The organism is Paenibacillus konkukensis, assembly GCF_023523925.1.
GTDB lineage: Bacteria > Bacillota > Bacilli > Paenibacillales > NBRC-103111 > Paenibacillus_S > Paenibacillus_S doosanensis.
In genome coordinates, this window is sequence record NZ_CP027059.1 from 5,077,756 (window position 1) to 5,096,196 (window position 18,441).

At 58.4% G+C, this 18,441-nt stretch carries 12 protein-coding genes; 8 read left to right on the forward strand and 4 right to left on the reverse strand.

Annotated features, from left to right (window positions below):
• The first annotated feature begins 386 nt into the window (after nucleotides 1-386).
• Complete coding sequence (locus SK3146_RS22235; RefSeq protein ID WP_249860830.1) at nucleotides 387-4,283, forward strand: hypothetical protein; 3,897 nt, start codon at nucleotides 387-389, stop codon at nucleotides 4,281-4,283.
• 306 nt (nucleotides 4,284-4,589) lie between these two features.
• The gene (locus tag SK3146_RS22240; protein ID WP_249860831.1) at nucleotides 4,590-5,558 is read left to right on the forward strand and encodes a PfkB family carbohydrate kinase; all 969 of its coding nucleotides are present in this window, start codon (nucleotides 4,590-4,592) and stop codon (nucleotides 5,556-5,558) included.
• Between the two features lie 173 nt (nucleotides 5,559-5,731).
• On the opposite strand, the gene SK3146_RS22245 is transcribed toward SK3146_RS22240, so the two are convergent.
• Complete coding sequence (locus tag SK3146_RS22245) at nucleotides 5,732-7,990, reverse strand: FAD-dependent oxidoreductase (protein ID WP_249860832.1); 2,259 nt, start codon at nucleotides 7,988-7,990, stop codon at nucleotides 5,732-5,734.
• Between the two features lie 134 nt (nucleotides 7,991-8,124).
• Between SK3146_RS22245 and SK3146_RS22250 the strand changes: the two genes are divergently transcribed.
• The 3 genes from SK3146_RS22250 to SK3146_RS22260 all read left to right on the forward strand — a co-directional run bounded on the left by SK3146_RS22250 (nucleotide 8,125) and on the right by SK3146_RS22260 (nucleotide 11,030).
• Nucleotides 8,125-8,943: a helix-turn-helix domain-containing protein gene (locus tag SK3146_RS22250; RefSeq protein ID WP_249860833.1), complete on the forward strand. Its 819-nt coding sequence runs from the start codon at nucleotides 8,125-8,127 to the stop codon at nucleotides 8,941-8,943.
• Between the two features lie 231 nt (nucleotides 8,944-9,174).
• Nucleotides 9,175-10,248, forward strand: coding sequence for a Gfo/Idh/MocA family protein (locus SK3146_RS22255; protein ID WP_249860834.1), 1,074 nt, complete (start codon nucleotides 9,175-9,177; stop codon nucleotides 10,246-10,248).
• Nucleotides 10,249-10,526: 278 nt separating this feature from the next.
• The gene (locus SK3146_RS22260; protein WP_249860835.1) at nucleotides 10,527-11,030 is read left to right on the forward strand and encodes a DinB family protein; all 504 of its coding nucleotides are present in this window, start codon (nucleotides 10,527-10,529) and stop codon (nucleotides 11,028-11,030) included.
• A 98-nt stretch (nucleotides 11,031-11,128) separates the two neighbouring features.
• Here SK3146_RS22260 and SK3146_RS22265 read toward each other — a convergent pair whose 3' ends face one another.
• Complete coding sequence (locus SK3146_RS22265) at nucleotides 11,129-11,569, reverse strand: GNAT family N-acetyltransferase (RefSeq protein WP_249860836.1); 441 nt, start codon at nucleotides 11,567-11,569, stop codon at nucleotides 11,129-11,131.
• A gap of 401 nt (nucleotides 11,570-11,970) precedes the next feature.
• Here SK3146_RS22265 and SK3146_RS22270 point away from each other — a divergent pair, with 401 nt between their 5' ends.
• Nucleotides 11,971-12,183 (forward strand): hypothetical protein, encoded by a 213-nt coding sequence (locus tag SK3146_RS22270; RefSeq protein ID WP_249860837.1) that lies wholly within the window; start codon nucleotides 11,971-11,973, stop codon nucleotides 12,181-12,183.
• A 57-nt stretch (nucleotides 12,184-12,240) separates the two neighbouring features.
• Complete coding sequence (locus SK3146_RS22275; protein ID WP_249860838.1) at nucleotides 12,241-12,765, forward strand: YfiT family bacillithiol transferase; 525 nt, start codon at nucleotides 12,241-12,243, stop codon at nucleotides 12,763-12,765.
• Nucleotides 12,766-12,963: 198 nt separating this feature from the next.
• Here SK3146_RS22275 and SK3146_RS22280 read toward each other — a convergent pair whose 3' ends face one another.
• A complete protein-coding gene (locus tag SK3146_RS22280) occupies nucleotides 12,964-14,601 on the reverse strand; it encodes a hydroxysqualene dehydroxylase (RefSeq protein ID WP_249860839.1) in 1,638 nt (545 codons plus the stop codon).
• A gap of 380 nt (nucleotides 14,602-14,981) precedes the next feature.
• Between SK3146_RS22280 and SK3146_RS22285 the strand changes: the two genes are divergently transcribed.
• Nucleotides 14,982-16,004, forward strand: coding sequence for a Gfo/Idh/MocA family protein (locus SK3146_RS22285; protein WP_249860840.1), 1,023 nt, complete (start codon nucleotides 14,982-14,984; stop codon nucleotides 16,002-16,004).
• A 173-nt stretch (nucleotides 16,005-16,177) separates the two neighbouring features.
• Here SK3146_RS22285 and SK3146_RS22290 read toward each other — a convergent pair whose 3' ends face one another.
• On the reverse strand, nucleotides 16,178-18,199 hold the full coding sequence (locus tag SK3146_RS22290) for a putative bifunctional diguanylate cyclase/phosphodiesterase (protein WP_249860841.1): 2,022 nt from the start codon (nucleotides 18,197-18,199) through the stop codon (nucleotides 16,178-16,180).
• Nucleotides 18,200-18,441: the final 242 nt, after the last annotated feature.

Here is an 18,441-nt window from a genome sequence, read left to right on the forward strand (position 1 = left end):
CTTTTTCACCACCCTTCTAAAGCAAGTGAGAGAACGTGCTTGCCCGCTACGGCGGATAAGGACGCTTTTTTGTTGTTTAGGAAATGATGCGCGGCAATTTCTTGTGGATATCCGTGGGCACCCCGGAAAGTAAAGTCTACCCATAGAACGATCCCAGAGGAATGGTTAGACGCCGATCCAGCTTAGGCTGGATGCGGACGGAATAAGCTTCAGAGCATCACGTCACTTTTGGGGGATTTGTTCCTGTGCTCGAACGTGCACAAAATGGTCGTTATCGGGTATGAAATGATGCGATCCTCCCCTAGAACGGGGTCCCGAGTCCGCTTATGATAGGGCAATAAAAGCGGAATTGGGTGCTACAACCGATCTTAGGAAGGAGATAAAAGATGAAGTTAGCCTGCATGTATGAGCAATTCGCCAAGGTCGATCCGCGCTACGGGCCGGTGCCCTTCTGGTGGTGGAGCGCCGAGGAGGTTACGGAGGAGAGAGTCCGTTGGCAGCTGCGCAAATTCCGGGAAGGCGGCATGCGCAACATCGGGATTATCAATCTGGCGCCTACGGGTCCGCAGTACGGTTCCGTAAGCGACCGGCCCGCTTTCTCCAGCGAAGTGTGGTGGCATATGTTCGAGGTCGCCGTTCGCGAAGCGGAGCGTCTTGGCATGTATGTCTGGTTCTACGATCAAATCGGGTTCTCCGGCGCGAATATGCCGGCGCGAATCGTAACGGAACGGCCGGAAGCCGCAGGTTACCGGCTGAAGCGGTTCGAGGCCGGAGAGGAGCTGCCTCCTTCTGCGGAAGTGCTATATGAAGCAGACGGCTATACCTATGCCGCCGTGCGACAGGGGTTCAACTGGCTCGACCCTGCGGCTTCGCAGGAGTTGATCGACCGGGTGCACGGGGAGATGGAGCGGCGCTTCCCCGCCGATCTGGGGCGCACGATAGCGGGCAGCTTTCAGGACGAGCTGCCGCCGTTTCCGCTGTGGACGCCGGAGCTTGCGGAGCTGTACCGGGAACGCCACGGGGACGAACTGCTGCCGCTGCTGCCGGCTTTGTTCGACCCGCTTCCCGGCTCCGCGGACGTGCGCCGCAGAGTGTACCGGCTCTCGGCGGAGCTGGCCGAGCGCTCGTTCTTTATTCCGCTCGGACGCTGGCACAGCGAGCGGGGCATGCTGTTGTGCTGCGATCAGGCCGGTCCGGCGAGAAGGGCCGATCCTCATGGGGCGCAGCGCCTGTACCTCGATTATTTCCGGACGCATCGCTGGTACAACGCTCCCGGAACGGATATGGACGGGGAAATCAAGCCGCATGCCTCGATGGTGCACTTGCACGGCGGCTCCCGAGTGTTCCTGGAAGCGTTTCATTCCAGCGGATGGGGAGGGACGCTGGAGGAGACGATGCATTGGCTCATTCCATGGTTTCAGGCGGGAGCTACGGTGTACAGCCCGCATTCCGTTTATTACAGCACGCGCGGAGGCTGGTGGGAATGGGCGCCGCCGGATACGGGCTGGCGTCAGCCGTATTTTGAGCACTATCCGGTATTCGCCGATACGATCAGCCGCATCTGCTACATGCTGAGCGCAGGAGCCCATGTGTGCGATATTGCCGTACATTACCCTTCCCACGCGGTCTGCGGTTATTTATCGTTGGCCGACGGCAAAAAGAACGAGCATCCGATGGGAGTAGCCAATAAAGACCCGAATGAGCAGGTTACGCATATTCAGAAGGTGTACCGGCAAGTGGCCGGAAGCTGGAGCCGCCGCCAATCCGAGCTGCCGGGCGCGCTGCGCAGATCGCAGCTTGATTTTGACATCGCGGATGACACCGCTTTGATGAAGGCGGTGCCGGAGGGAGCGCGGCTGAGCATAGCCGAGGAATCCTTCGCCGTGGTTATTCTGTGCGGAACGACAGTGATGGACGGGGAGGCGCGACGCAGGCTGGAGCAGTGGCTGCGGGAAGGCGGCTTCGTCATCGGCGTGGACGTTCCAGAAGCGGAGCGGAATTGGGCCGGCGTCGTCTACGCAAGCGATGCCGAGGAGGCGGCCGCTCTGATCGAATCGCGGATTCCGCGGCGGATTGAAGGGCCGGGCGAGGCGCTGCACCGGCGGACGGAGGACGCGGATCTGTTCCTGCTGCTCCCGCGCAGCGAAGAGCTGCTTGCCATGCATCAGCCGGCAACCCCGGAAACGGCAGCGGCGGAATCGGCCGTCTACCGCCTGCGGACAAAGCGCGTTCCCCAGCTGTGGAATCCTGTCGTCGGCAGGGCGGAACCGATCGCCTATGAACGGGACGGGGACTGGATAGAAGCGAGAGTGCCTTTCGCTTCATGGCCGGCCGCCTTGATCGTATGCGCCGAGGACGAAGCGGCGGCCGCAGCGCTGCTCGGCGGAAGGGAGCCTGTCGCCGAGGAAGATCGGGCGCGCGTCAGGCCCTTTCCCGCGGAGCTTGGAGATGCGGAACCGGCTGCCGGAAGCGGTGCGCATATTGAGCTGCCTTCCGACGATTGGCGCGTGCGCGTGGAAGCTACGCTGGACAACCGGTACGGAGATTTCGATCTGCATGGCGCGGGCAGGGGCTTCGTGCCTACGGAACGGCGGATGATGAATGTACGGCTGGAGAAGGAGGAAGCGGACGGGGAGCCGTCCGGTTGGCATTTGCCGGGACTGGACGAAACGGGGTGGCTGCCGAGATTGTGGAGCGAGGCCGCGTACTGGCATGTATGCAAGGGGGAGCGGTTCGACGATAGCGCCGCCGAACCGCTCGTGTACAGCGCCGTATTCGGAGACCTCGCGATGCGGTCATGGGCCGGGCGGATGGGCCGCGTTCCGCGCCGCTTCCTGAATTTGGGCCGCTGCAGCAAGGGCGAATTCGTCTGCGCCCGCACCTACGTGATGGCTCCGGCTGCGGGAATCTATTGGATTCGCACCGAAAGCAACTCCCAATTGGACGGAACCGTTAACGGCGAAGAAATTGCTTGGAACGGCGGCCCGGAGGAGCGTACGGCTTGGGTCGAACTGCGCGCCGGGAGCAATGAATTGATCCTGCGGGCGCAGGCTATCGGCAACGGCCTGATGAGGGCGGCGGTCGAAGTGTCCGGACAGGCGAGAGAACCGCTGCCGAAATGGCTGTTTAGCCGCAATCCGAGCGGGCAATCGGCGTTAATCAAGCGCGTTGCTTGCGAGCCCGGGCTTCCCGTCGAGCGGGTTCGCCTCGTATTTGCGGCGCGAGGCCGGGCGGTATTGTATGTCAACGGGACGAAGGTGACCGAGCACGGCGATTTCAATCCGTATATCCGCCAAGGCCAGGAGGAAGTCGACGTAACGGCCTTATGGCGGCAGGGCGTCAACGAAGTGCGCTTTGCGCTTCCCGAAGGAAAGGGAGAAGTATTCGCCGACGGAGTCGTAGAGTACCGGGGCGGCGGACCGCTCGGCTTCTGCACGGGAGAAGACTGGCGCGATGAGCGGGGAGAAGCGCCGGGCGTTCACCATTTCTCCGTCCTGCAATTTGCCGAGACGGAGTCCTTGTGGATTGCGGCGAGGCCTCACCCGCTGCCGCGGGTAGGCTGGCTTATGCCCGATTCCGTTCCCGATCCGGCTCCGCTGCCGTTCTCCGCAGATCCGGGCGCTATCGGCCGCCCGGTCTGGCTGCGGTTTCCGCTTCCGGTCGGGACGAACCGCCTGCGATTCGAATGTGCGGGCGAGGCGCGTCTGTGGATCGGCGGTCAAGAAGTAGCGGTCAGCTCGGGCGTCGCCGCATTCGCCCCTCGGCCGGCCGGTACGGCAGCGGTGCTCCGCATCGTTCCGGCCGCTGCGGAGACGGAAGGGGCGGTGCTGCTGTCGCCGATCCGGATGGAGACGGCGCCGGTGTCGGGTTCGCTCGGCGATTGGCGGTCGGCGCTTTGCCTGCCGCATCACAGCGGGGCGGTGGAGTACGAGCGGACGCTGGAGGTGCAAGGGCTGCAGGATGCGCAGCTGGATCTCGGGCATGTTCGGGGTACGGCCGAAGTATGGGTGAACGGGCAGCCGCTGGGCGTGCGTCTGTGGAGGCCGTACCGGTTCGCTCTGCCTGCGCTGCCGGACGGGAAACACCGGCTGCGAATCCGGGTAACCAATACGCTCGGCACCCATTACGAGATCGGCAGGCCGACCGGTCTTGTCGGCGGCAATCCCGATGTGGCTTATTGGGAGGACCGCGGGACGCAGGAGGAGCGGGACTGGCAGCGCTGGTTCCCGAGCGGGGGGCTGTACGGCCCGATCCGCATTTTGGCGAAGTCCCAGCCACGATAGTTTGCTAATCAAAAAATCGAAGGATCGGGAAGTGCGGCGATCTATGTACCGACTGCGGTCGGTACGGGTTTCCGTCTCGCTGTTCCAGGTCTCTATCGGTTCTCCGGCCACTTGTTCGCCACACTTCTGCAGGGCGGCCGCTCATCTGGGAACGCCTTCGACAGTCGTTCGTCTGTTATCGCGGTTATCGCTTGAAACAACCGGGAAGGCACGTGCCTTTACCCGGTTTTTGTGCTATGGTTAAGGGTGAGAGATTGAATTTAACGTCTGGTCAATACATAGGCAAATATAAGCGAGGGTAGATGAATGAACGATCGAGCGATGGTAGTGTGTTTGGGTGAAATTTTGATCGATTTCATGCCGGAGCAGAGCGGTCAAGCTTTGGAACGGGTCCCGGCGTTTCAGCGGGCGGCGGGCGGCGCCCCCGCCAATGTGGCCGCCGCCGTAGCGAAGCTCGGAGGCGCTTCCCGGTTCATCGGGAAGGTAGGCAGCGATGCGTTCGGAAATTATTTGCACAGCACGCTGATCGCCGCGGGAGTCGAAGCGGCGCTTGTCGAGACGGAGGAGGCGCGCACGGGTCTGGCCTTCGTATCGCTCCGCCATGACGGGGAGCGGGATTTCTTGTTTTATCGCGATCCGGCTGCAGATATGCTGCTGAAGGATGAAGAGATTGAGGAAGAGTGGCTGGAAGATGCGGCGATATACCATTTCGGCTCGGTATCCCTGATCAGCGAGCCTTGCCGCACGGCAACGCTGGAGGCGGCGCGCAAAGTGAAGCAAGCGGGAGGCTTGATCTCCTACGACCCGAATTTACGGCCTGCGCTGTGGCCGGATGAGGAGACGATGAGGCAGGAGGTGCTGCAGCATATCGGCTTGGCCGACGTGCTGAAGGTTAGCGAGGAGGAAGCTTCGTTCCTGCTGCAATGCGAACCGGGCGAGGCTGTGCAGCAGCTGCTTGATATGGGGGCGCGATCGGTCGTCGTCACGCGCGGGGAGGAAGGCTGCTGTGTCGTTACCAAACGGGCGATGACCCTTGTTCCCGGTGTTCGGGTCAAGGCGGTCGATACGACGGGAGCGGGCGACAGCTTCGTCGGGGCTATGCTGTTCAAGCTGGCGGAAAGCGGGATTACCGCGGAACGGCTGGAAGGGGTATTCTCGGACGAGGCGGCGGTTGTGCAAATTTTCCGCTTTGCCAACAAGGTAGGCGCCATTACGACGACTAGGCGCGGAGCGATTCCCGCTTTGCCGACTTTGGCGGAAGTGGAAGCGCTCTAAGACGGAAGAAGGGAATCCGGGCCGTGCGACGGCCACCGGGTTCCCTTCTGTCGTTATTTTTTGGAGAAGACTTCGCAAGCTTCGCAAGTAACGGTCTCCCCCGTTTATATGCCGCAGCTTCGCTTTGTGCTCTGTGCTTTCTGCTCTGTGGCGTATTACCGCTTTGCGCGGCTTTACGCTTCCGTATCGTATACCCGGATCTCCACGACTTCGGCACGAGAGCTGCCGTTCGTCGATTCGACAACGAGTCGCAGACGGTCCGCCGTCACGGGAGAAGCGATCCGGTGCACCCGTTTGCGCTTGCGGTTCGCCCTCTCTTCATGCAGCGTAACCCAGCCGCCGTCCTGCAGCGCCTCCAGCCGGTAATCGCGGACGAGCTCGGGGATGACATCGAACGGCGTTTTATGATGATGGAGATTGATCAGATCCTCGTTGACGTCGTCGTTGAATACGAGATGAATCTCGTTCATCGTCATGGCTTCTTGCCACTGCAGCTCGAGCGACGCCGGTTGCCCCTGGCCAAGCGGCTGCGAAATCCAAAGATGGGGCTGCCCGTACGGACGGAGATAACCGTCGGTCACCCGGTCCGGCGAGAATGCTTCGGTTTCCGGAAACAACCGGAAGCAATACGGCTTGCGCACATGCTGCCGCATGCTCCACTGTACGACCGGCTGCTCGGGCTGATGATCTTCGAGATTTGTGGATACGAGAGGCCGGTCGTTTTTGGCGAAGCAGAGCACCCCCGTTTGCGGCTCGCTGGAGAAATGCAAGGATAGCAGATCGCTCGCCTTCACGATGACGAAGGCGTGTTGAGGCGTCCCGGGCTCCCAGCGCAGCGGTACGCTGATCCACTGCCGTTCGCCCGGGGCTACCGCCGCCGAGCCGCTCGCTTCGCGCCGATGCGGCACATAGTTTTCCGCCCGGCCGGTGCTCCACACCTCGACCTCCAGCTTCGCCTCGGCCGACGCATCCACCAGCAGCTCGATCCGTTCGAGCCGCGGCGACACAGGCACCAGCAGGCCCGCATCGCGGTCCAGCGGGATTACGCCGCTCGCCTGCTCCACCGCGAGCAGGCGCAGCGTGCCGGACGCCGTGACCTTGGCACGGCGGGCCAAATCCCTTACATCGGCGCTGCGCAGGCCGATGACGGAAGCGTCCTGGCGCAGCAGCGTCTGCTGCAGCTCCGCCAGGTGCTCGCGGTACACGGCGCGCGGCGTCGCGCCGTGCTGCACGGCCAGCGCCGCGCCGGTGCCCGCGGCCTCGCCGATCACCGCGCACGTGGCCATGACGCGCGTCGTGCCGAAGGCGACGTGAGAGGCGCTGATGTTGCGTCCCGCAAACATCAGATTCGACACGTTCGCCGAGTAGAGCGAGCGGAACGGGATATGATAAATCCCGTCCGCATGCAAATGCTTCGACCCGCTCTCGGCCGAATACATCCCCTGCGGAGGATGGAGGTCGATCGACCAGCCGCCGAAGGCGACCCGGTCCTCGAATTCCCGCTGAGCGAGAATATCGTTCTGATTCAACACATAGTCGCCGATAAACCGGCGGTATTCCCGTTTGCCGGGCAGGGAGCCGACCCATTCGAGCGTCATATGCTCGGCGTCGAACTTGCCGGAATTTTTAATATATTCCCAGATGCCGTAAATGACGGCCCACAGCTCGTCGCGGATGCGCTCGTTCTCGTGCACCGTGTCCAGCTCGCCGCCCCATTCGATCCACCAATAATGGCAGCCGGAATCGCCGCTGCGGATGACCCGCTTGATCGGGATGGACGTCTGCGTTATATCTTTGGCGAAGCCGGGCGGTACATATTTGACCGGATGCCCCGCATCCTTCGTATAGAACAGCAGCGTGCTGCCGAGCGTAATACCGTCTGCCGTGTCGGGTGCCCAGTCTTCGTTATATTCGTGCTTGGCCTCGCGGCCTACCCGGTATTTCGCTCCGGCGAGGAAGCCGACGAGGCCGTCCCCGGTGCAATCGGCGAATATAGCGCTTTCAAACCGAATGCGGCGCTCCGATCCCATCATCCACCCGGTAACGGAACGAATGCGGCGGTCTTCCGCATCTCCCTCCGCCTCCACCTCATGCACGTCCGTATTCAAAAACAATTGAATGTTCGGCTCAGCAAGCACCGCTTCAAGCACGACAAGATCCCAGTAGTACGGGTTGCCGTCCGGATTGCGAAACTGGTTTTCGACGAGCAGCTCGCCCATAATGCCGGTTTCGCGGGCATACCGGTTCGTTCCGTGAGCGGTAGCGCCGCATACCCATACGCGAACCTCGCTGCTGGAGTTGCCTCCGAGAACGGGACGGTTCTGGACGAGTGCGACCGTTCGCCCTAACCGGGCCGCTGCGACGGCGGCGCTGACCCCGGACAACCCCCCTCCGACGACCGTAATATCGGTTCGTATCGTTTCGTATTTCATCAATGGCTCACCTCAAGGACATGGAATGGCGTATCTATAATTTCATTATATGATTGCTATTTTACTTTTAACATGCACTGATTTAACATAAGGCATATACGGAATTTCATAGTCCTTTAGAAGGGGAGAGAAGCATGAGCGGAGCGGAGGGGAGATGGCAGCCGGAGGCGCTCAGCCATACGTACTGGCATTTGAAGGAAGCCTTTTTATTAAAAGAAGACACCTATGACTACTGGGTGATGTTTGCCGTCGAAGAAGGCTCGTTTCGCTACACAATAGGGGAGGCTGAAGGTCAAGCCGGGTTCGGCGATCTGATCTTGTGCCCTCCGGGCACCGCGTTTGAGCGGGAAGTGATCGCGCCCCTGTCCTTTCATTTTTATACGCTGTGCTGGGAGCCTGCGCAGGGAGCGCGGGCGGAGGGGCAAGCCGCGCCGGATACCGTGCTGCCGGTACATATCCGGATGACGGGGCATGGCAGGCTGAGCGCTACTTACGCTTTAATGAGACAGATGGCGAGCCTTGCGAATCAGCCGGAACGGATGCGGCAGTGGACTCATTTTGTCCGGGATTTATGGCAGCAGTACGCGCTGGAGCAGGAGCTGGCCGAGCTTGCAGGCAGACAGCCCGCGGATGACCCCGCCATGCGCAGGGCGCAGGAGTGGCTGCGTCGGCATGCCTTCGGCCCCGTCGTCCTGAAGCGGTTAAGCCGCGAGCTGGGCTTAAGCCCGGTGCAATTCACCCGGCGGTTTCAGGCCGCTTACCGGATCACGCCGATGGATTATTTAACTTCATTAAGAATACAGCTCGCGCAGAGGCTGCTGCTCGAAACCGATTGGACGCTGGAGCGGATCGCCGAGCAGTGCGGCTACGAGAACGGCTTTTATTTGAGCCGCGTCTTTTCCAAAACGATGAACATGAGCCCGTCGCAATTCCGCAGCAGGCATCGAGTTTGACTGGCGGAGATGATTCCCACTCTAACGCGCCGTTATAAGGCATTTTCCGGCCAAAAATATAGCAAGGCGGGAAGCAGTCTCTTCCGCCATGTCGCAATGTTGCAACGGCCTGTCGCCTATTTGCAATAGGACGCATGCCCGAACCGTGATAAGATTTGGCTAAATGAGGTTCGCTCCGAAAATGCAGTGTCATATTAGCGGAGCGGATGAAAGTATAGGGAGGACGAAACGATGGCCAAGCGGTTGAAAATCGGGATAATCGGAAGCGGCGGCATCGCCGGAGCTCACGTTAGAGCGTACAAGCAGATGGAGGATGTGGAAGTAGCTGCGGTAGCGGATATTATTCCCGGTAAAGCGGAGGAATTCATCGCTCGCCATGAGCTGGCGGGAGCGCAGGGCTTCGACGATCATCACAGGTTATTGGAGCTTGATCTGGACGGCGTCAGCGTTTGCACTCCGAACGTATCGCATGGCGCTACGAGCATCGACGCTTTGCAGGCCGGCAAGCATGTGCTGGTAGAGAAGCCGATGTCCGTCACCCTGGAGCAGGCGGTCGAGATGGTGCAGGCCGCGAAGCGGGCGGACCGGATGCTGTCCGTGGCCTTCCAGCCTCGTTACGATCCGAACATGCAGGCGGTGCGGGATATCGTTCGTTCGGGACAGCTCGGCAATGTGTATTACGTGCAGACCGGTGGCGGGCGAAGACGCGGGATGCCGCAAGGAACGTTTATATCCAAGGAGCTGGCGGGAGCGGGGGCGCTGGCCGACATCGGCTGCTATTCGCTGGATATGGTGCTGAATGCGCTCGGTTATCCGAAGCCGATTACCGTCTCGGCCACGACGAGCAATCATTTCGGGACGAATCCGAAGTACCATCCGCAGGCGAATCGCTTTGAGGTGGAAGATTTCGGCATGGCGATGATTCGCTTCGAGCGCGATCTGGTCGTCAATTTCAAAATCGGCTGGGCGATGCACATGGATACGCTGGGTCCGACCCTTTTCCTCGGTACCGACGCCGGCTTGAAGGTAACCCCTTCCGGCAGCGGGGCATGGGATGGCGGGATTACTTCCATTGCGTTGTATCACGATATCGCCGGTCATCAGACGGAGAGCCCGATCCCCGTTAAGCAGCACCAGGTCAATATTTTTTATGAAAAAATCCGCGATTTCGTCTCCGCTGTCCAGGAAGGGCGCCCTGCGCCGATTCCGGGCTCGGAAATTATCCGCAACCAGGCGATTATCGACGGTATTTTAAGATCAAGCGCGCTGAAGCGGGAAGTCGATATCGTCATACCCGAGCTGTAATGGCGGGATCATCATTATAATGAAGCTCGTTTCCCCGTAGCTACAAGGCTGCGGGGAATTTTTTGTTTCGAACCGATCAAGCGGGGGAAATCCGTCTGCAAAGTCGACCGCTTACGTTGATCCAACCCTTTATCGGCTCTATCGGAGAACCATGCTAAGCGTCGGAATCGAAGCGTTCCCTGCTGACAGACAGCTGTCAGGGTTGGCGTGATATAATGAAGTCAACTCGTAAGGAAAAAGTAAACCCTGCAGGGCAGGGTTCAAGGAGGTCGTATCAGATGACGCAAGCGGCGCTGGATATGTACGATTATCATGTATGGGCCAATAAGACGATGCTTGGCCGGCTGAAGGAGCTGCCTCGGGAAGTGTACCGGCAGCAGGTGCAGAGCGTACTTCCATCCGTCTCGTTTGCGATGGCTCATATTTACATTGTCGATTCCACTTGGCTGAGCATTTTGTCCGGAACGGACATGAGAGAGGCGATTGCCGCAGCCAACGAAGTGAAGGAGCAAGCGGAGGCGGCAAGCATTGAAGAGTTGGAGGCCATGATGATGGAGCTGTCGGAACGGTATAAGGCGTTTTTCAAGCGGCAGGACAGCATGGAACGAACGATCGTCCTCGATAATCCGTATGCCGGAGTCTGCGAAAAGAGCTTGTCGGAGATCGTGCTGCAAGTGGTCAATCACGCGACTTACCATCGCGGCAACGTTACGGCGATGCTGCGGCAAATGGGGCATGCCTCCACCATGACCGAGTATGCGTTATACTGGTATGCCAAGTAAGCTCGCCGTCTTGACGCCCAGCCTATCCATGCGCATCAATACATCAAAAACCAGTCGCCGTGAAAGCAAGCGGACTGGTTTTTTTCAATGCATAGGAATTACAGCTTCTTGGTCATCCTGACGTGGGGAATGCCTGCATCGAGGAAGGTTTCCGGGGAGACGGTAACGTAACCGAGCTTAAGGTAGAACGGTTCCGCTTGGCATTGCGCGTCCAGAAGCGTATAAGCATAGCCGAGGCGGCGGGCTTCCTCTTCCAATGCGGTGACGATGGCTCTGCCGGCTCCGGTGCCGCGGGCTTCCTTCAAAACGGCGATTCGCTGGAGCTTCATCGTGTCGCTCTTGTACGGGCGCATCCGCCCGGTTGCCGCCGGTTGTCCGTCCATTTCGTACAGCACATGGCAGCAGGACTGCGGGGTTTCGTCGAACTCGTCTATTTCCAGGCTTTCATCGACCTGCTGCTCGATGACGAACACCTTTTTTCGGATGTCGAGACATTGATGAAGCTGCTGCTGTGTAGTGACATGGGAAGTTTGATTCATTGCAAGGTCTCCTTCGCTATCATAAACTTATCTAGAAAATTTCGGTACAGCCAGTATACCACGAATGCCGGAAAAAGGCTTGGCAGCCCCGGATCGCCGCCCGCCACCCGAATTTTTTGCATCATCCGCAAGGCTCCGTTACAATGGGTATACATGAAGGTATCCATAACCTTCCATTAATAGGGGAAAGAAAGGAGTGGATACAATGGGAACAGGGATTTTTTCAATGTTCGTTATCGTCGTATTCGCCATCATATTATTTAATCTGATATCCGGAGCAAGCTCCAGAAATCGGCGGCGCAACCGCAGTCGTCGTACGGACGATTGGAATTCTTCTCATAACAGCAGCAGCTACATGTTCTCCAGCGACGACGATCATGCCCACCGGCATCACCACCACCATGGACATCACCATGGGCATCATCATAGCGGTCATCATCACGGCGACAGTCACGGGCACTCCTCATCCGACAGCGGAAGTTCCGGAGGGGACAGCGGAGGCGGAGACGGGGGAGGAGGCGGAAGCGACTAGGATGCCGGCGCGGGACGATCGCAAACGGAGGGGAGCTGCCGGAACCCGGGCGATACCCGGGCATCGAATCGCTCTTGCCTGAGATGATTTGCACCGGTTATACTACGGAAATTACAGTGAAATAAGGAGGCGGCGAAAGATGGATGATTTGCGTTATCCTATCGGTGCATTTGCATGGGAAGGGGAGATTTCCGCGGATCAGCGGAACAAGTGGATTCAGGATATCGAGGCGCTGCCCGGACTGCTGAGACATGCAGTAAGCGGATTAAATGCGCAGCAGCTTAACGAACCTTATCGGCCGGGAGGCTGGAGTTCTCAGCAGGTCGTCCATCATTTGGCGGACAGCCATATGAACAGTCTGATCCGCTTCAAGCTCGCGCTGACGGAGGAGCAGCCGACCGTCAAGCCATATGACGAAGCTGCGTGGGCGGAGCTTGCCGATACGAGACAAGCCCCGATAGAGCTATCGTTGGCGCTTCTGGATTCGCTGCATGAACGCTGGGCGCTGCTTCTTCGCTCGCTGGATGAGAAAGCTTGGGAGCGTACGCTGTTCCATCCTGCTTCGGGCATCATACGGCTTGATGTGAATTTGGGCACTTATGCCTGGCACGGCAAGCATCATACCGCGCATATTACCCGGCTTCGCGAACGAATGGGCTGGTAGACGGAAGCTTGCGGCGGTCCGGAAGCGTAGGACGCTATGCAAGCCTTGCGGGCGCCGGGCTCGCCTTCGGCGGCTTCGCTGCTCCAAGCCGATTATGCGGCGGCAACGAACCGTTGTGTACTAACAGCACCCTGCCTGCAGACGGGAGTCTGACCGGCAGGGGGGTTGCCTTTCGACCGTAACGCAAGCGCAAACGGCTTAGAACATTTCTCCGTCCCAAGGCAACCCTTTGCGGAAGCGGGATTCGTCATGCAAGCGCTGAAGCGTCAGCAGGCTGAATTGATACATGTCCCATATTTCACAGTGAGGCTCCTTGGAGCCGGACGCTTCCAATATGGCGTTAACCGCTCTGCGCGCCGCTTCGTTGGCTCCCTCCATGGTGGCAAGATCGGTGTTCGTTCTGACATAATCGGAAGCCAGAAACAGATTCGCGATGCCGGTGTAGGCGTTGGGGCGCTTTTCCCACGTATATACTTTGTTAATGAGCAGCGGTTCGAGATTGACCGCTACGCCGTCCGGATTCGGCAGGTGGATATCTTCGTCAAGGAACCATGAATGAAGATTGTCGTCCTCCAGCAAGACGCGTCCGCTCACATTCAAGCTGGACCCCAGCTGATGCCATACCTCTTGCATAATTTCTTCGCGCGTGCAGTGCCGGGCGCTTTTGCCGAACAGAGCTCCGGGCGCCTCCCAGTCGGAGATATCGACCGATAAAATGCCGTGCACGTCGCCGTCGCCGTATTCGCTAAGATCGACATGCGGCCAGAACTGCTTCTGCGAAACCGATGTGAGCGCCCACTGCGAATCCATATAGATCATATGGCCGTGAATAACCGGCACATCTTCCTTCAAATAAAATTGAATTCCGTTCATCCAATCGACATCCTCGGCCAACTCCTTAATCCGTCCCAAGGTCGGATCGGCTGTCAGCATCTCGCCGGTAATGAACTGGGCCATAACCTCGACCGGGAAGGCCGCTATGTAGTAATCGGCTTGCACCTCGTAGGTTTGTCCGGACTCGGTGACCGTTGCCCCGGTAATGACGCCGTCGCGGCAATCGATCCGCTCCACCTTGGCGTTCAGATGGTAATCGACGCCGGATTGGCGCAAATATTCAAGCCAAGGCTGAATCCACACTTCATTCGTAGGCCCGTTCAGCAGCCTGTCGGCACTGCCTCCGGGCAGCACCATGTCGAGCATAATTTGCGCTCCGATAGTGCCGACGGTGGCCGTATTCGCTTCCCTGGCTTTGGCGGCCACGAGAATGCGCGTCATTCCGGTGAAGACGCGCCGGAAGTTGGCGGATTGCTGATCGGCCTCGATGAACGTCCACCAGGGGATATTCTGGTATTCTTCGCTTCTGCGCGCATTGCAGCTGGTCATTACTTGCCAAACTCGCGCCAAATAATGATCGACTTCCTCCTCCGACAAGCCGAGATGATTATCGAACAGCGATTGAAATAACGCTCTTATATCCGATATCGAGGTCGGAAATTCCGTGACGAATTCGACGGGCGCATCATCGATTCGGGCCAGGCCAAGACGGGTCCCTTCCACCAGGTTGTCGGCTACGCCCTTTTTATTGCTGCCGTACGGGATTCGCTCCATCGTGTCTACGATATGCTTATAAAACCTTGGGAAAAACCGAAAGCCATGTTCGCCCGGCAAGTCTTTGCGTCCATCCGTTCCACTGCCCGGAACCGCCATGGAACGCGCCTTTCCTCCGGGAATCCGCTTCATTTCGTACACCGCTACATCAAAACCGCGCTCTACCAGCTCATGGGCCGCACTCATCCCGGCTACGCCTCCCCCGAGAACGGCCACTTTCTTCTTCATTCCTTATTTCCACCCCTGTCATATTCTGTTAACTGACTTAATCTATTTATACCACGACTTTTATCCTACGAAAACTCTTATTTTTCGACAAAATGATAGAGAAGAACCACGTCGAAAGCCGAATGGCGGTGAAAAAGGGATGGGGAATCCCGCTTCGGGAGCCGTCCGCGTGTCAACGGACCTACCGTCTGTGGCCGCTAGGAGGCACCTTCCCGATCGGCGGCTTGCGCCATGTACATGGCTGCGGGGACAATGATGCCATAAAGATATATAAATAAAGCCAAATGGAATACAGACAGGAGCGGCTTGTTCCAGTATGATTGCAGTATACTTAAACTATTATTACGTCCTCGGAAGGACTGAATGCAGGAGGAACCCACATGTCCACATTCCGAATTGCCGTGATCGGCTGCGGCAGCATGTCCAAAGCTTGGATCGAGCATTCGCTTCAGCGGGAAGATTCGCAAATCGTAGCTATGGTCGACATTCGAAAAGAAAGCGCTGCCGCAATGGCAGAGCGATACGGTATCCGCTGCGGTATTTATGACGATGTTCGTCAGGCGATTACCGAAACCGGGGCGAATCTCGTCTTCGACGTGACGATCCCGGAGAGCCATTTCGCGGTGACGAGCGCTGCGCTGGAACTCGGCTGCGACGTGTTCGGAGAGAAGCCGATGACGACGTCCATGGAGCAGGCACGCCGTCTTGTCGCTCTGGCGGAACGGGAGGGCCGCACGTATGCGGTGATGCAAAACCGACGCTATTTGCCGCAAATTCGCGCATTTCGTGATGTGATCGCTCATTCCGGCATCGGCGAGATCGGGTTTGTGAATGCGGACTTTTTCCTCGGACCGCATTTCGGCGGCTTCCGCGATGCGATGGACAGTCCGCTGCTGCTCGATATGGCCATCCATACGTTCGATCAGGCCCGCTTCATTACCGGCAAAGACCCGGTGTCGGTCTACTGCCATGAATTTAACCCGGCCGGCTCCTGGTACGCGGGCAATGCCGCGGCGATATGCATTTTCGAGTATGCCGACGGAGGCGTATTCTGCTACCGCGGCTCTTGGTGCGCGGAAGGCAGCCCGACTTCCTGGGAGGCGCAGTGGCGCGTGAACGGGAGTCGCGGTACGGCGATCTGGGACGGGGCGACGGCACCGATTGCGGAAGTGCTGCTGACGGCGGAAGAGCAGGCCGGTGCAGGCGGCAGCCGCTTCCGCCGAGTGGAGGCGGAGCTTAGCTGGAACGGCCGCAGCGGCCATGCCGGCTGCCTGGATGAGATGTTCGCCGCGCTGGTCGAGGGGCGCAGACCGGAGACGTACTGCACCGACAATATCAAGAGTATGGCGATGGTGTACGGGGCGCTGGAGAGCGCCAAGGAAGGACGCAAGGTGAAGCTGTAACGCCGGCGCCGTCTTTCGCCGGGCGCAGGGCCTGAGACATGTGCACGAAGCAACAACAGCCTTGATAATGCGCGAAGCGGGACTGCGTTATCAAGGCTGTTGGCGCGTCTTGTGCGGCGTTGGCAGCCGAAATACCCCGGCAGCGGATTGCCGGGGGTAAAGAGATATTTTTTTCAAAAACGCGATCCCGCCGGAGCTTTGTGATAACGCGTGCCGATTTCGTCGGCGGTCATCGGCTTGCCGTAATAATAGCCCTGCATGACATGGCAGCCCCGCGACTGGAGAAACCGGATTTGCTCTTCCGTTTCAACGCCTTCCGCCACGACTTCCATGTTCAAGTTTTTGGCGATGGCGATAATGTTGCTGATAATCGCCTGCTTGGACGATATTTGACTTTTGCGGACAAAGGCCTGATCGATCTTCAACGTATCGACCGGCATTTCGTCGAGCGAACCGAGCGAAGAGTATCCGGTGCCGAAGTCGTCCAGTGAGACGCGAACGCCGAGCAGGCGCAAACGCCGCAGCTGTTCTACGGTATCTTCGGTATCGTGCATGGCGATCGACTCCGTAATCTCAAGCTCCAAATAATGTCCTTCCAACCCGGCCAAGGTTAACGCTTCTTCGACCATATCGTATAACGATTGGCTCTCGAACATCCGAACGGACATGTTGACGGAAATGCATACTTGCATCCATTGTCGGTCCTGCCAGAGGCGGTTTTGCCTGCACACTTCTTTAAGCAGCCAATGGGTAATCGGGATGATCATCCCCGTATCCTCGGCAATCGGAATAAATTCCAGCGGCGAGATGACCCCCAGCGTCGGATGGTTCCAGCGCAGCAGGGCTTCCATGCCGACCGTACGGTTGCTCGCGGCGTCGCACTTCGGCTGGTAGACGGCGAAAAATTCCCCGTGCACGAGAGCTTTGCGGAGATCTTTCTCCAGCTCCATCTTACGGATCATATGCCGGTCCATTTCCTCGTCAAATACGCGAAAACGGTTTTTGCCCGCCGATTTGGCGGTATACATGGCGGTGTCGGCGGCTTTCAGCAAAGACGAGCGGTCCGTTCCGTGCTCCGGCGCAAGGCTGATGCCGATGCTGCAGGTTACGTACAGCTCGTTTTCTTCAATAAAGTAAGGCCGCTTAATGTTGTGCAGTACCCGTTCGGCCAACGCGTGCGCGGCTTCGGGCGATCCGTCTTTCGAGGCGATCAGAAACTCGTCTCCTCCGAGCCGGAACACGGTTTGCCGGTCGCTCAAGCATTCCAGCAGCCGCCGGGACACTTCGCGGATCAGCAGGTCGCCGATATCGTGCCCGAGCGTATCGTTAATCGATTTGAACCGGTCCAGATCGATGAAAAAGACGGCGCCTCCGTTTTCCGCTTTGAATTGCTCCTCAAAAAAACGCGTGAGATCATGCCGATTGGCCAAACCGGTCAGCGGGTCGCTGTATGCCATTTTCTCCAATACGTGGCGGTCGAAAAAAATGGCGCCCCAAGAGACGGCTAATATGAACAATGTGGCTAGAGAGACGCCGATGATCAGAAACAGCGTCGATTCCGCTCCCGCGGCCCCCGCAGGCGGCGGCGACGGATGGACGAAGCGGGCAGCGGCCATTCCGGTGTAGTGCATGCCGCATATGGCTATCGCCATAACGATGGAGGATAGCAGCTTCCAGCGGCTATGATCGGGCGAAAGCCGGAACCTGCGGAACAAATACAGGGCCGCATAGGAGGCCGCCAGCGCAATGACCGCGGACAGCCACCATAGGTACGGATCGTAGCGGATTTCTGCGGATGTCCGCATGGCGGCCATGCCGGAATAATGCATGGCAACGATGCCGCCGCCCAAAAACAAACCGCCTGCGGCCAACTGCCATTTTTTCGCCTGGGCATCGGTCGTTACCCTCAGCGCGATGAAAGAAGCGAAGATGGCGGCTGTAGCCGACAGGACGGTGACCGGAATATCGTAATCGATGGAGAGGTTAAGATGAAACGCCAGCATGCCGACAAAATGCATCGACCATATGCCGCATCCCATGACGCAGGAACCGGCAAGCAGCCAGGCGATGCGGCTCTTGCCCCGGGCACGGGATATTTTCCCGGCCAGATTAAGAGCGGAGTATGAGGACAGCACGGCAATAATAAAGGAGAGGAGAACGATCCAACCGTTATATTGTATGTGAAGATGCTCCATGATCTAGACCTACTTTTCTAATTTCTGCTAACGAGCTAAATTCAGTATAGTGTATATGTGGGGCATATAAAAGCGCAAATTTTCATATTCCGTTAAAGGGGGGGGCCGTTTTCGGCAGCTGCGTTTCCGCAGCCTTTTCCTGAGATAGAGCGGCTTTATAATGTGATTCATTTGGTCGGTGGCTTTCTTTCGGTTTGAAACCCGGGAGGGGTATTGTATAATGATAACAAATGAGAGGCGGC